11 protein-coding genes and 1 tRNA gene are annotated in these 13,496 nt (G+C 70.8%); 3 read left to right on the top strand and 9 right to left on the bottom strand.

Going from position 1 to position 13,496, the window contains the following annotated elements; genetic code table 11:
* Positions 1-2: 2 nt before the first annotated feature.
* A complete protein-coding gene (locus KZC50_RS10675) occupies positions 3-1,010 on the bottom strand; it encodes a tRNA (adenine-N1)-methyltransferase (protein WP_310891683.1) in 1,008 nt (335 codons plus the stop codon).
* Positions 1,007-1,699 carry an HAD family hydrolase gene (locus KZC50_RS10670; protein ID WP_053547383.1) on the bottom strand — a complete coding sequence of 231 codons (693 nt, stop codon included), beginning with the start codon at positions 1,697-1,699 and terminating at the stop codon, positions 1,007-1,009. Before KZC50_RS10670 ends, KZC50_RS10675 begins: the two co-directional genes overlap by 4 nt.
* Positions 1,700-1,760: 61 nt before the next feature.
* On the opposite strand from KZC50_RS10670, the gene KZC50_RS10665 reads away from it, so the two are divergent.
* Entirely contained in the window at positions 1,761-2,624 is an 864-nt protein-coding gene (locus KZC50_RS10665) for a PAC2 family protein (protein ID WP_053547382.1), read from the top strand.
* Positions 2,625-2,630: 6 nt separating this feature from the next.
* Here KZC50_RS10665 and KZC50_RS10660 read toward each other — a convergent pair whose 3' ends face one another.
* The 6 genes from KZC50_RS10660 to KZC50_RS10635 all read right to left on the bottom strand — a co-directional run bounded on the left by KZC50_RS10660 (position 2,631) and on the right by KZC50_RS10635 (position 10,809).
* Positions 2,631-3,455: an undecaprenyl-diphosphate phosphatase gene (locus KZC50_RS10660; RefSeq protein WP_236968454.1), complete on the bottom strand. Its 825-nt coding sequence runs from the start codon at positions 3,453-3,455 to the stop codon at positions 2,631-2,633.
* A gap of 62 nt (positions 3,456-3,517) precedes the next feature.
* Positions 3,518-4,819, bottom strand: coding sequence for a M20/M25/M40 family metallo-hydrolase (locus tag KZC50_RS10655; protein ID WP_310891682.1), 1,302 nt, complete (start codon positions 4,817-4,819; stop codon positions 3,518-3,520).
* 79 nt (positions 4,820-4,898) lie between these two features.
* A tRNA-Leu gene (locus KZC50_RS10650) sits at positions 4,899-4,983 on the bottom strand.
* A 69-nt stretch (positions 4,984-5,052) separates the two neighbouring features.
* Positions 5,053-6,159, bottom strand: a complete 1,107-nt coding sequence (locus KZC50_RS10645) for a VIT1/CCC1 transporter family protein (protein ID WP_310891681.1) — start codon at positions 6,157-6,159, stop codon at positions 5,053-5,055.
* Positions 6,160-6,337: 178 nt separating this feature from the next.
* The gene (locus tag KZC50_RS10640; protein ID WP_310891680.1) at positions 6,338-8,863 is read right to left on the bottom strand and encodes a rhamnogalacturonan lyase; all 2,526 of its coding nucleotides are present in this window, start codon (positions 8,861-8,863) and stop codon (positions 6,338-6,340) included.
* A 119-nt stretch (positions 8,864-8,982) separates the two neighbouring features.
* Entirely contained in the window at positions 8,983-10,809 is a 1,827-nt protein-coding gene (locus KZC50_RS10635) for a DEAD/DEAH box helicase (protein WP_310891679.1), read from the bottom strand.
* A gap of 120 nt (positions 10,810-10,929) precedes the next feature.
* Between KZC50_RS10635 and KZC50_RS10630 the strand changes: the two genes are divergently transcribed.
* Positions 10,930-11,787: an SGNH/GDSL hydrolase family protein gene (locus KZC50_RS10630; protein ID WP_310891678.1), complete on the top strand. Its 858-nt coding sequence runs from the start codon at positions 10,930-10,932 to the stop codon at positions 11,785-11,787.
* On the opposite strand, the gene KZC50_RS10625 is transcribed toward KZC50_RS10630, so the two are convergent.
* The gene (locus tag KZC50_RS10625; protein ID WP_310891677.1) at positions 11,756-12,565 is read right to left on the bottom strand and encodes a TrmH family RNA methyltransferase; all 810 of its coding nucleotides are present in this window, start codon (positions 12,563-12,565) and stop codon (positions 11,756-11,758) included. The genes KZC50_RS10630 and KZC50_RS10625 overlap by 32 nt on opposite strands.
* Before the next feature lie 74 nt (positions 12,566-12,639).
* Between KZC50_RS10625 and KZC50_RS10620 the strand changes: the two genes are divergently transcribed.
* Positions 12,640-13,494 carry a Sir2 family NAD-dependent protein deacetylase gene (locus KZC50_RS10620; protein WP_375294595.1) on the top strand — a complete coding sequence of 285 codons (855 nt, stop codon included), beginning with the start codon at positions 12,640-12,642 and terminating at the stop codon, positions 13,492-13,494.
* Positions 13,495-13,496 lie beyond the last annotated feature (2 nt).

Here is a 13,496-nt window from a genome sequence, read left to right as displayed (position 1 = left end):
TTCTAGGCGGAAGCGTCGGATGCCCCTTCGCGACGCTGCGCATCGATCGCGGCGTCCGCCGCACGACGGGCCTCCCGGACGCGCTTGCGCAGATTCTTGTCGGTGATCTCCCGATCGCCGACGGCGCCGGGCGTCCACAGCTCCACATCCTCGTCCGAGTAGCTGGACTTGGACGCGCGACGCTTCTGCTCCGGCGCGACGGCGCCGGGTGCGAGGCGCCGCGCCCAGATCAGGAACCCGGTGTGGGCGATCATGCGGTGGTCAGGACGCACGGCGAGTCCCTCGACATGCCACCCGCGGACCATCGTCTCGCTCGCTTCGGGATCGGTGAAGAGTCCGGTCCCGCGCAGATACTCCGCCACGCGGCTCAGCTGCGTAGCCGTGGCGACATAGCAGAGCACGACACCGCCCGGGGTGAGGGCATCGGCCACGACGTCGATGCACTCCCAGGGGGCGAGCATGTCGAGCACGACCCGGTCGACGGATGCCGCGGGTAGCGTCCCCGGGAGTGCGGTGGCCAGGTCGCCGACCACGACCTCCCAGTTCTCCGGGGTGTCTCCGACGAAGGTCTCCACGTTCGCCCGCGCGACCTCGGCGAAGTCCTCGCGCCGCTCGAACGACACGAGCCTCCCCTGCGGGCCGATCGCACGCAGGAGCCAGAGCGAGAGGGCGCCGGACCCGACGCCCGCCTCGACGACGACGGCCCCGGGGAACACGTCCGCTTCCGCGACGATCTGCGCCGCATCCTTCGGGTACACGATCGCCGCACCCCGAGGCATGGACATCACGAAGTCCCGGAGCAGCGGTCGGAGGGCGAGGTACTCGTGCCCACCGCTGCCGGTGACGACGCTGCCGTCCGGGAGGCCCACGAGGTCGGCGTGACGGAGCACTCCGTGATGCGTGTGCATCTCTCCCCCCTCGCGGAGGGTGATGGTGTGCAGACGTCCCTTCGGACCGGTCAGCTGCACCCTGTCGCCCAGCCGGAACGGACCGCTCGGTCGCCCGCTCATGCGGAGACCTGCGTCCGACGACGTGCGGCGTGGGCGGCATGGACGGCCCGGAGGTCGTCGACCGACCGCCCCTCGAGGCTCGGCCACAGGGCGTGCGCGCCGGCGCCTTCGAGGGAGACCATGAGCGGGACGCCGATGGATGCCGCTCCGGAGGCGACCGCGGAGCGGAGTCCGTTCGGGGAGTCCTCGATGGCGACCACCTCGGTGGGATCCACCCCGAGCGCAGCGCAGGCCTGCAGGTACGGGTCGGGGTGTGGTTTCGGGCGGGTCGCGTCGTCACCGGCGATGATCACGTCGAACGCGTCGAAGTCGATCAGATCGACCACGGTGGTCGCCATCCGACGCATCGACATCGTCACGAGAGCCGTGCGGATGCCCGCCTCCTTCAGCGCGGCGAGCATCTCGCGCGCCCCCGGGCGGAAGGGCACCCCGGTCTCGGCGAGCTGGCGCATCACGTCGTCGGTGAGGTGGTCGATGATCTCGTGCACGCCCATGCGGACGCCGGCTTCCTGGAAGATGCGGGCGGAGTCCTCGAGCCCGAGCCCGACGAGGCCCAGGGCCTGCTCGTGCGACCACGAACCGCCGTGAGCCTCCACGAGCGGTGTCTCGGCGTTCATCCAGTAGGGCTCGGTGTCCACGAGCGTTCCGTCCATGTCCCAGAGGACCGCGGCGAGGGTGGGAGACGTCATCCGGCCCATGGTACGGGCCTATCCTGGAGACAGCTCGCGCCGGCGGGCAGGAGGAGGTCGCGTGGACGGACTGGGACGCCGGGTGCTCGTCGCCGCGTTCGACGGCTGGAACGACGCGGGCGAGGCCGCCTCGTCCGCGCTCGCGCACCTGCGGGACGCCGGGGAGTACGAACCGGTGTTCTCGGTCGACCCCGAGCTGTACTTCGACTACCAGTACACGCGACCGCACATCGCCGCCGACGCGGAAGGCAAGCGCACCCTCCGGTGGCCGGAGGCCACTCTCCTGCGCCCGACCACGTCCTCCGAGGGCACCGAGCTCCTGCTACTCACCGGCGTCGAGCCGGCCCGCGCGTGGCAGGCGTTCGCGAACGAGTTCGTCGACGTCGCGCTCCGCGAAGACGTCACCGGGTTCGTGGCGCTCGGGTCGATGATGTCCGATGTCCCCCACACCCGGCCGATCTCGGTCTTCGCCGGCAGCGACAACGATCAGCTCCGTGCCAGCCTCGATCTCGAGCGCAGCTCCTACGAGGGACCGGTGGGGATCCTCAGCGCGCTCGCGCACGCCGCGGACGCCGCCGGCATCCCCGCGGCGAGCCTCTGGGCGAGTGTGCCCCACTACGTCGCCGGGCACACGCCGTCGCCCAAAGCGACCCTCGCCCTCCTCGACCGCCTCGAAGACCTCACCGGCGCGGACATCTCCCGCGGGTCTCTGCCGACCGACGCCGCGGCGTGGGAGGCGTCGATCGACGCCGCTGCGGCGGACGACGAGGAGATGACGGAGTACATCCGCCAGCTCGAGACCACCCGCGACACGTGGGATTCGCCCGAGGCGTCCGGCGACGCGATCGCGCAGGAGTTCGAACGCTACCTGCGACGCCGCGGTGACGGCCCCGGCAAGCCGGGTCGCGACGATCCCCGCCGCTGACGCCGGTCAGTACGCCGAGAGCACGCCCGTCGAGAGCAGCACCAGGACCACCGACCCGAGGGCGATCCGGTAGATCACGAAGGGCAGGAAGCTCCGCTTGGAGATCCAGCTCATGAAGAAGGCGATGACGGCGAGGGCGACGACGAACGCGACGACGGTCGCCACGCCGGTCTCGACGAGGGTGAACGGCCCCTCCTGGTTCCAGCTCTTCCCGAGCTGGTAGAACCCGCTGCCGAAGACGGCGGGGATCGCCAAGAGGAAGGCGTAACGCGCCGCGGCGGCGCGCTCGTAGCCGAGGAACAGCCCCGCCGTGATCGTTCCGCCCGAACGGGACACCCCGGGAATGAGGGCGAGCGCCTGCGCGAATCCGAACACGACACCGTGCCCGACGGTGAGCTGGTCGAGCTTGCGTCGCTTGGCGCCGACGTAGTCGGCGATTCCGAGCAGGATGCCGAAGGCGATCAGCATGACCGCGATGACCCAGAGTGAGCGGAAGGTGGTCTCGATCTGGTCTTCGAACAGGAGCCCCAGGACGACGATCGGGAGGCTGCCGATGATGATGAGCCACCCCATGCGGGCGTCGGGGTCGTTGCGCGGCACCTTGCCCGCGAGCGAGCGGAACCAGGCGCCGATGATGCGGACGATGTCGCGCCAGAAGAACACCACCACCGCCGCCTCGGTACCGATCTGCGTGATCGCGGTGAAGGCGGCGCCGGGGTCCTGCGCGGACGGCATGAACTCCCCCACGATGCGCAGGTGCGCGCTGGAGGAGATGGGGAGGAACTCGGTCAGCCCCTGGATCAGGCCGAGGAAGATCGCCTCGAACAGCATGGGCGCCTTTCGTGGGGAGGCGGATGCCGCAGCATCCGGATGCGTCGGGAGATGCGGATGCGTCAGTAGGTGCGGATGAGGTCTGCCAGGACGGTCTGGCCGAAGACGAGGGCGTCGATGGGCACGCGCTCGTCCACGCCGTGGAACATCCCGGTGAAGTCGAGGTCGGACGGCAGGCGCAGGGGCGCGAAGCCGAATCCCGCGATTCCGAGTTCGGCGAGGGCCTTGTTGTCGGTGCCGCCCCCCATGAGGTAGGGGATCACCGGGACGCCGGGGTCGTGGCGCCCGAGCGCTCCGACCATGGCATCGACGAGATCGCCCGCGAAGGGGACCTCGAGCCCGATGTCCCGGTGGACGATCTCGATCGCGATCTCGTCGCCGACGATCTCCTGGATCGCGGTCAGGACCGCGTCCTCCGTCCCGGGGAGCACGCGGACGTCGATGAGCGCCTCCGCGCGATCGGGAATGACGTTGTGCTTATAGCCCGCCGCGAGCCCCGTCGGATTCGTCGTCGTGCGGAGGGTGGAGCGGAGGAATCCCGATGCCGCGCCGGTCGCGGCGGCCACCGCGTCGGCGTCGGCCGCATCCACCCCGGAGAGTCGTGCGAGATCCTCGACCATGCGCGCGGTGGCCGGTGTCAGCTCCACGGGCCAGTCCGTGCGGCCGAGACGGGCGACGGCGTCGGCGAGTGCCGTGACGGCGTTGTCCGTGTGGAAGCTCGAGCCGTGGGCGGCGCGCCCGCGGGCCACCAGGCGGATCCACACGAGGGCCTTCTCGCCCACCTGCAGAAGGTAGGCCCGGCGGTCGTCGACGGAGATCGAGTACCCGCCGACCTCGCTGATGGCCTCGGTCGCTCCGGCGAACCACTCGGGCTTGTCCCTGACGACGAGCGCGGAGCCCTCGACCCCGCCGTTCTCCTCATCGGCGAAGAACGTGACGATGAGGTCGCGCTCGGGCTGTTCGCCCGCGCGCACGAGATCTCCGACGGCCGCGAGGATCATGGCGTCCATGTCCTTCATGTCCACCGCACCGCGTCCCCAGAGCATCCCGTCGCGGATCTCCCCCGCGAAGGGGTCGACGCTCCAGTCCTCGGCGACGGCCGGGACGACGTCGAGGTGGCCGTGCAGGATCAGGGCCGGCTTGTCGGGGTTGCGGCCGGGAATCCGGGTGGTGAGGTTCGTCCGACGCGCGATGGGCTCGTAGTACTCGACGTCGAGGCCGAGCGACTCGAGGTAGGCACCGGCGTACTCCGCCGCCTCCCGCTCGCCCTGGGCACGACCACCGCCGTGGTTCGTGGTGTCGAAGCGGATCAGGTCGCGTGCGAGGGCGGCGACGTGCGGGATCTCCGGATCGAGCGAAGGCATGGGCTCCAACCTACCCTCCGGACGTTTCGCGGCCGTGACAAGCGAAAGGCCCCCGTTTCCGGGGGCCTTTCGTCTTCTGTGCGCGAGGGGGGACTTGAACCCCCACGCCCTATACGGGCACTAGCACCTCAAGCTAGCGCGTCTACCTATTCCGCCACCCGCGCGAGTGGTTTTTTCGGTTTCACAACCGAGGAACGACACTATCACGTCAACGGTGCGGCGCCGAACCGGGCTCACCCCAGAGTGACCCCGAACAGCAGCCCCAGCACGTAGGTGATGGCCGCGGCGCCGTATCCGATGAGCAGCTGACGGATACCGCGGGTCAGCGGCGACGCACCGGAGAGGATGCCGACGGTGGCGCCCGTGATCAGCAGCGCGACGCCCACGAGCGCGAGCGCGACGATCACGGCAGCCGTCCCGGACATCCCGAAGATCCAGGGCAGAACGGGGATGATCGCGCCCGAGGCGAAGAAGAGGAAGCTCGAGATCGCGGCTCCCCACGCCCTGCCGACGATCTCGTGCTCGTCGATGTCCACCGTGTGCCGGTGCGCCTCGACACGGAACGGCAGCGCGCGGTCGGTGCGCTGCGCGGACTCGACGACCTCGTGCGCCCGCGCGCGGGCGTCGGACTCCGACATCCCCCGGGTGCGGTAGACGAGGGCGAGCTCGTTGGCGTCGAGGTCGAGATCGGGGATCACGTGGTCGGCGTCCTGATTGGACTCCGTCGCACGCAGGAGCTCCCGCTGGGATCGCACCGACACGAACTCGCCCGCGCCCATGGAGAGGGCGCCCGCCAGGAGTCCCGCGATGCCGCTGAACAGGACGACCTGGCTGCCGACGCCGGTGGCCCCAATCCCGAGGACCAGGGCGAGATTGGAGACCAGTCCGTCGTTGGCGCCGAAGACCGCTGCGCGGAAAGTCCCCGACAGCCGGCGCCGCCCCCGTGCAGCGAGACCGCGGACGACCTCGTGGTGAATCTTCTCGTCCGCGGCCATCGCGGCCGTCGCGAACGGCTCCGCTTCGTAGGGCGAGCGTGCTTCGGCGCGCTGGGCGAGCGCCAGGACGAAGATGGACCCGAACCGTCGGGCGAGGAGCGACAGCAGCCGCGTCCGCGCGTCCGGACGCGGCAGCCGCTCGGGCTCACCGCCGAGAAGGGCGAGCCAGTGGGCCTCGTGGCGCCCCTCCGCCTCGGCGAGCGCGAGCAGGATCGCACGCTCCTCGCCGGTGCGGCGCACGGACAGGTCCCGGTAGACGCGCGCCTCGGCGCGCTCGTCGACGAGATACTGCGCCCACCGCCGTCGATCCCGGGCGGTGGGGTGGGCGGGCGCGGGCGCGGTCATGCGGAGGCCTTCCGAGGCGGCGGTGGGGGGGATTCGTCCACGCTACTGACGCGTCCCCGCCGACAACGGCGAAAGCCGAGGATTGCCAGCATTTCGGGCCTCCGAAGCGGGACCGCCCCGACCGCCCGCACGGAAAGCGGAGAGCGGTCGGGGCGGGGTTCGTGTCACCCGTGACGCGTTAGCGGGTGAGGGTCACCGTCCACGCCGAGGTCGCTCCGTCGGCGATGCGGTACCACGCCGTGGGCACCGCGACGATCTCGGCGGTGGCGCCGACGCGGACCTTCCCGCTGGGGTGGGTCACTCGCTCGCCGTCGACGTACCAGGCGATCCCCGGCGTGGCCTTCACCTGCACCTCGTCCTTCCCGCGCCCCGGACGGTCGTGCACCTTGGGGGCGCGCGGGACGACCTCGTGGGTGAGCACCGGAACGGCGGAGAAGTCCATTCCCGTGCCGAGGTGCCAGCCGGTGTACGACGGCTGGTTGTACGTGGTCTGCTGGCGGGCGACCTCCGCGCGGTACTGCGGGTCGTGCATCAGCGTCGCCAGCTGGTGCGGGGTCTCCTCGGTCGAGACGTAGACGCGCATCGCCGCGGAATCGGTGGTCCGCACCAGAAGCTCCTCCCGCCAATCGCCGAGGATGTCGGCGACGAGGGCGGGGTTGCCCTTCGTGCCGTTGTTGGTGCGCGTCCCCTCCGCTCTCAGCAGGGTCCCGCGCTGCCGGTCGTCGATGGTGGGCACCGCGTCGCCGCTGCCGTTCACGATCTGGGTGGTGAGGTCCCCCGCCCAGCGGATCGACATGTTCGTACCGAGGCCGGTGGCGGCTCCGAGCTCCGCGCCGTCCGCGGCGCGCAGCCGGGTCGCCCACGTCTCCAGTCCCGGGACCGTCGGATCGACATCGCCGATCATGCCGCGCCCGGTGTCGCGTCCGGTGTAGTCGCCGTACAGTATCTCGCCGTCCGCGGCACCCCGCAGGGCGTAGCCGTAGGGCGCATAGGCGCCGCCTTCGTGGACCGTGAAGATCTCCAGCCCCGGACGCGCCGGATCGATGTCGGTGACGTGCATGGCGTCCCCGTGGCCGAGGCGTGCCTGCTCCCCCGGCTGCGCGCTCTGCGGGGGCATCTCCGCGAAGGAGCTGTACAGGAGGCTGCCGTCGTGGTCGATGGTCGCGGAGCCGTAGACGATCTCGTGCTTGCCGTCCGCGTCGACGTCGGCCGCGCTCAGCGAATGGAACCCCTGCGTGGTCAGCGTCCCGAACTCGGGGTCGGTGCCGTCGCGACCGTGCGGTCCGTCATTGAAGGGGTTGGTCAGCGGGGCGTGGCCGCTGTCGACGTACCAGCGCTCCTTCAACCGCTTGCCGTCCCAGTCGTACGCGACGAGCGTGGAGCGGGTGTAGTAGCCGCGGGCGAAGACCGCCGAGGGCTGCGCGCCGTCCAGATACGCGACGCCCGCGAGGAATCGGTCCACGCGGTTTCCCGGTTCGATGCGCGACATCGCGTAGTCGCCCCAGAGCAGTCCGTCGTCACCGCGGCCCGGCTTGTACGGGATCGTCTCCAGCTCCGCGCCCGTCTCGCCGTCGAACACGGTCAGGTATTCGGGTCCGTCCACGATGAAGCCCTCGAAGTTCCAGAGACGGTTGTTCCCGCTGCGGGAGGGCGCGTACACGTCGATGAAGTAGTCGGTGAGCTCGGCGGCGGCATCCGGCGACAGCGGATAGTCGTGACGCACCTCGGTGCCCCACGCCTCCTCGAGCGTCGCCGGCCACTGCCCGGAGACGACCTCGTCCCGCTCGTGCCACGTCAGGAACATCTCCGTGAGGTGCGCGCGGAAATCGTCGTTGCTCATGCGGTAGTCGTCGTCGTGCGACACGCCCGCCCGGACGTCCCCGCGCGGCAGGGTGATCGTGCTCTCCTCGACCAGGCCGCCATTCCGGTAGGTCGCGGAGGAGGTCCCCGGAGCGGTCTTCATCATCAGCTCGCTGCGCCCGTCGCCGTCGAAGTCGTACGCGAGGAACTGCGTGTAGTGCGCGCCCGCGCGGATGTTCTTCCCGAGCGAGATGCGGTTCAGCAGCTCACCCTCGAGCGTGTAGGTGTCCACGAACACCTCACCGGTGTACCCGACCTGGGAGACGTCCTTGGAGTTCGACGGATCCCACTTCACGATCAGCTCATAGCGGCCGTCGCCGTCGACGTCGGCCACCGAGGCGTCGTTGGCGGAGTACGTGTACGCCTCGCCGACCGGGGTGACCCCGTCCGCAGGGCGGACGAGGGGGATGTCGAAGAAGCCGTCCGCGTGGACCGGAGCCGGCGCGCTCGCTTCCCCCGCGACTCCCGAACGGACAGGGGTGACGGTGTACCGCGCCTCGGCGTGGCCGCCCGGATCGAGGTAGGAGGTCACGTCGGAGACGGTGGCGATCTCCTCGCCGTCGCGGGCGACCCGCCAGGCGGGGCCCGCCTGACCCGTCTCGGTGGCCCCGGAGACCTCCGAAGCCAGGAGGCGCCACGACAAGAACGTGCCCTCCGCCGTGCCGAGGGCGACCAGCCCTCGATCCAGATCCTCGAGCTGGGCCAGTCCTTTCGGGGTGTGCTCGCGCGCGAACGGCCCGCGCGGCTCGTCTCGGGCGGAGGCGGGGTGGGCCATGCCCACCACGAGACAGCCGGCCGCGAGCGCGGCGACAGGGAGACGGAACGAACGAATGTGGGGAGTCATCTTCGAAACCTCGTCACAGATGTGTGTCCCGAGCGGTCAGACGTCGACCCTCGGTTGGATAGCGCTTTCCGTGCGTGGGGACCACGGTAGCCCGGCATCCTCGAACGGTCAACCCGCGGTCAGGAGTGCACGCGGCGACGAAGCAGATCGATGCGCGACTGCAGCTGTGCGACCGTCGCGTGCGAGACGGCGGGCCCGCCGCACAGACGCCGGAGCTCGGCGTGTACGGCGCCGTGCGGCTCGCCGGACTGACGCGCGTAGAGTCCCACGAGGCTGTTCAGCAGTTGCCGCTGTTCCTTGAGCGTGCGGTGCAGGGGCGCGGGCAGCCCATCGTGCGCCTCCGCCGCGGGAGCCTGCGCCTCGCGGTCCTTCCGATGCCGGCTCTGCCGCGCCTGCCGCTGCATGAGCAGGTCGTGGACGTGCTCCGGCTCGAGCAGCCCCGGCAGCCCCAGGAACTCCTCCTCCTCGGGCGTTCCCGGAACGGCCAGCTGCCCGAACTCCCGACCGTCGTAGAGGACGCGGTCGAAATGGGCGAGGGATCCGAGAGCCTGGAAGCTGAACTCCTCGGTCAGCGCGTCCGACGCGGAATCCTCGCGCTCCGCGGCGTCCATGAGGTCTTCTTCGGCGTTCCAGTCGTCGCCGTCCGACTCGCGGTCCAGGGCATGATCGCGCTGTCGCTCGAGCTCTCCCGCGAGCGCGAGGAGGACGGGGACGTTGGGGAGGAAGACACTCGCCGTCTCGCCCCGCTTGCGCGCCCGCACGAAACGTCCGATGGCCTGCGCGAAGAACAGCGGAGTGGAGGCCGAGGTCGCGTAGACCCCGACGGCGAGCCGAGGGACGTCCACGCCCTCGGAGACCATCCGGACGGCGACCATCCACCGGCTCGTGCCCTTCGAGAACGTCTCGATCCGAGACGACGCCTCTGCCTCGTCGGAGAGCACCACGGTGGGCGTCTCCCCCGTGAGGGCGGCGAGGATCTCGGCGTAGGCGCGGGCGGCGGTCTGGTCGGTGGCGATGACCAGTCCCCCGGCATCCGGAACCTGTTCGCGGACCTCGGTGAGACGACGGTCGGCCGACCGCAGGACCGCGGGGATCCATTCGCCCTGCGGATCGAGCGCGGTGCGCCATGCCTGGGAGGTGATGTCCTTCGTGTTGTCCTGGCCGAGCTGGGCCTCCATCTCGTCACCGGCCTTGGTGCGCCAGCGCATGCTGCCGGCGTAGACGAGGAAAAGCACCGGGCGGACGACGCCGTCTTCGAGGGCCCGGCGGTACCCGTAGCTGTAGTCGGTGCGGGAGAGCCGGATCCCCTTGGCATCGGGGTGGTACTCCACGAACGGGATGGGAGCGGTGTCGCTGCGGAACGGCGTGCCCGAGAGCAGCAGACGCCGTGTGGCGCGGCTGTAGGCCTCGCGGAGCGCATCGCCCCAGCTCAGCGCGTCGCCCCCGTGATGGACCTCGTCGAGGATCACGAGGGTGCGGGCATCGAGGACGAGCCTCTGGTGCACGGAGGCCTTGACCGCCACCTGGGCGTACGTGACGGCGACCCCGTGATACTGCCGGGCCGGTGCCGCGTGACGGTTGCTGAACGCCGGATCCAGTCGGATGGACACGCGGGCCGCGGCATCGGCCCACTGCGTCTTGAGATGCTCGGTCGGAGCGACCACGACGATCCGGTCGACGACGCCGCGGCGCAGCAGCTCGCTCGCGAGCCGCAGAGCGAACGTCGTCTTGCCGGCCCCCGGTGTCGCGGCGGCGAGGAAGTCGCGGGGGCCTTTGCCGGGTCCGTCCGGGCCGTCCATCCCGAAGTACAGGTCGAGTGCCTCCGCCTGCCACGCGCGCAGGCGCTGCGCGGTACCCCACGGCGCGCGCTGCGGGTAGGTCGGTGAGAGGTGCTCGGCGGCGAAGCTTCCGAAGTGGGGTTCTTCGAGGATTGCGGCCTCGTCCATCACACCTCCCAGCCCTCGACGCACGCCGGACGCTCGACGCGCACGACGACTCACCACCCTAAACGAGCCGTCCGACACCCGGGCTACCCTGGGGAACGGTCACGAACCGCGAGGAGAGCCATGCCGGACACCACCGAGACACCCGCCCCGTTCGCCTCCGACCCGAGCGCCCACCCGTGGCGGCGTTATGTGGCCCTCGGGGACTCGTTCACCGAGGGCGTGGGCGACCCCGAGCCCTCCCTTCCCAACGGTCTGCGCGGGTGGGCTGATCGCGTCGCCGAGGTGCTCGGCGCGCAGGTGGACGACTTCGCCTACGCCAACCTCGCGGTGCGAGGACGCCTGATCGGACAGATCGTCGCCGAGCAGGTCGAGCCGGCGCTCGCCCTCAAGCCCGATCTCGTCACCTTCTCCGCCGGCGGGAACGACGTCATCCGTCCCGGTGGCGATCCGGATGCGGTCGCCGAGCTGTTCGAGGATGCCGTGGTGCGGCTGAGCAGCGAGGGAGCGACCGTCGTGGTGTTCACCGGCATCGACACCCAGTTCACGCCCGTCTTCCGGGGGATCCGCGGCCGCGTGGCGATCTACAACGAGAACATCCGGGCGATCGCGGACAAGTACGACTGCGTCGTGGCCGATCAGTGGGCGCTGAAGGAAGTGCAGGACATGCGCTTCTTCGATGACGATCGACTGCACATGAACACCCTCGGCCACCACGAGGTCGCCCGCATGGTGCTGCGCGCGCTCAACGTCCCCAACGACCTCGCCCCGATGCAGCCGGATCCGCTGCCGTCTCGGACGTGGCGCGCCGCACGGCAGAACGATCTCGTCTGGGCGCGCACCCACCTCGTCCCCTGGGTGCTGCGGAGACTGCGTCAGCAGTCCTCCGGGGACACCGTCCACGCCAAGCGCCCCGAGCCGATGCCGGTCGTGCGCGCCACGAGCCCGCTCATGAATGAGGACGCAGAGCCCACAGGGTGACCGCGCTGGCGGCGGCGACGTTGAGGGAGTCCACTCCCCCGGCCATCGGGATCCGCACGATCGCGTCCGCCGCATCGAGCGCGGCGGACGACAGTCCGTCCCCTTCGGCCCCGAACGCGACGGCGACGCGCGCCGGCGCCGTGGCGGCGAAGTCGTCCAGGGCGACCGCATCCTCGCGCAGGGCCAGAGCGGCCAACGTGAACCCCGTCTCCCCGAACAGCACGCGCGCCTCGCCCCACTCCGGCAGCCGCGCCCACGGCACCTGGAACACCGTGCCCATGCTGACCCGCACGCTCCGCCGGTACAGGGGATCGGCGCACCGGGCGCTGACCAGGACGGCATCTGCACCGAGACCCGCCGCCGAGCGGAAGATCGCGCCCACATTGGTGTGGTCGACGATGTCCTCGAGCACCACGACGCGGCGAGCCGCCGACAGGAGGGCACGGGGATCGACGGGCGCCGGGCGCGTCATCGCCGCCAGGGCGCCACGGTGCACCGCGTATCCGGTGACCGCTTCGGCGACGGCGTCCTCGACGAGGATGACGGGCACCTCGACGTCACCGGTGAGGAGCGCCTCGACCTCGGCGAGCCACTTCTGCTGCACCAGAACCGATCGCGGGCGATGGCCGGCCGCGATCGCCCGAGCGATGACCTTCGCGGACTCGGCGATGTACAGGCCCTCTTCGGGCTCGCGCACCCGCCGCAGCGCCACGTCCGTGAGGTCTCGATAGTCGCGCAGGCGCGGATCGGCGGGGTCCGTGACGCGGAGGATCGGCATCCCTCCACTCTGGCACCTCGCGTAACGCGCCGGAAAAGCGGGCGGCCTACACTCGACACTCGGAAGGGGTGCGCGTGACGACGCTGACCGGAGGCGATCCGCAGACGCAGGCCGCGATCGAGGCGGCGACCTCGGTGCTGGCCGGGCGTCGCATCGCCGTCCTCACGGGCGCGGGGGTCTCGACCGATTCCGGCATCCCGGACTACCGCGGTCAGGGAGCACCTGCGCGCACCCCGATGACGGTCGAGCAGTTCCTCGCCAGCGACAGCGCCCGCCGGCGGTACTGGGTCGGCTCGCACCTCGGATGGAACGCCTTCGCCGCCGCCGCCCCCAACGCCGGGCACCGGGCCCTCGCCGCACTCGAGGAGCGGGGGCTGCTCACCGGCGTCGTCACCCAGAACGTGGACGGTCTACACGTGCGCGCGGGGAACCGACGCGTGGTCGAGCTCCACGGGACGATGCGCCGGGTGTTCTGCGCGCACTGCGGGCAGGTCTTCGACCGGCGCGACCTCGCCGCCCGCGTCGAGGAGGAGAACCCGTGGATCCGGGTGCCGGAGCGCATCGCCCTCGGCCCCGACGGGGATGTGCTCCCCGAGAGCACCGACGGGTTCCGCATCCCGGTGTGCACCGTCTGCGCGGGGATGCTCAAACCGGACGTCGTCTTCTTCGGCGAGTACATCCCGGCGGAGAAGTTCCGCGAGGCGGAACAACTCGTCCTCACCAGCCAGGCCCTGCTCATCGCGGGGTCGTCTCTGGTGGTCAATTCCGGCATCCGCCTTCTCGAACGCGCGCGGCGGCGACGGATGCCGGTGGTCATCGTGAACCGCGGATCCACCCGCGCGGATGCGAGGGCCACCGTGAAGATCGACGGCGGGACCAGCGAGGTCCTCGGCGTCCTCGCCGAGGCCCTCCCGGCGCTGTCCTCCTGATC

It is taken from the genome of Microbacterium aurantiacum (assembly GCF_031625015.1).
Taxonomy (GTDB): Bacteria; Actinomycetota; Actinomycetes; order Actinomycetales; family Microbacteriaceae; genus Microbacterium; species Microbacterium aurantiacum.
The sequence above is the reverse complement of the archived record's forward strand: the minus strand, read 5'-3'. Positions and strand labels throughout refer to the sequence as shown.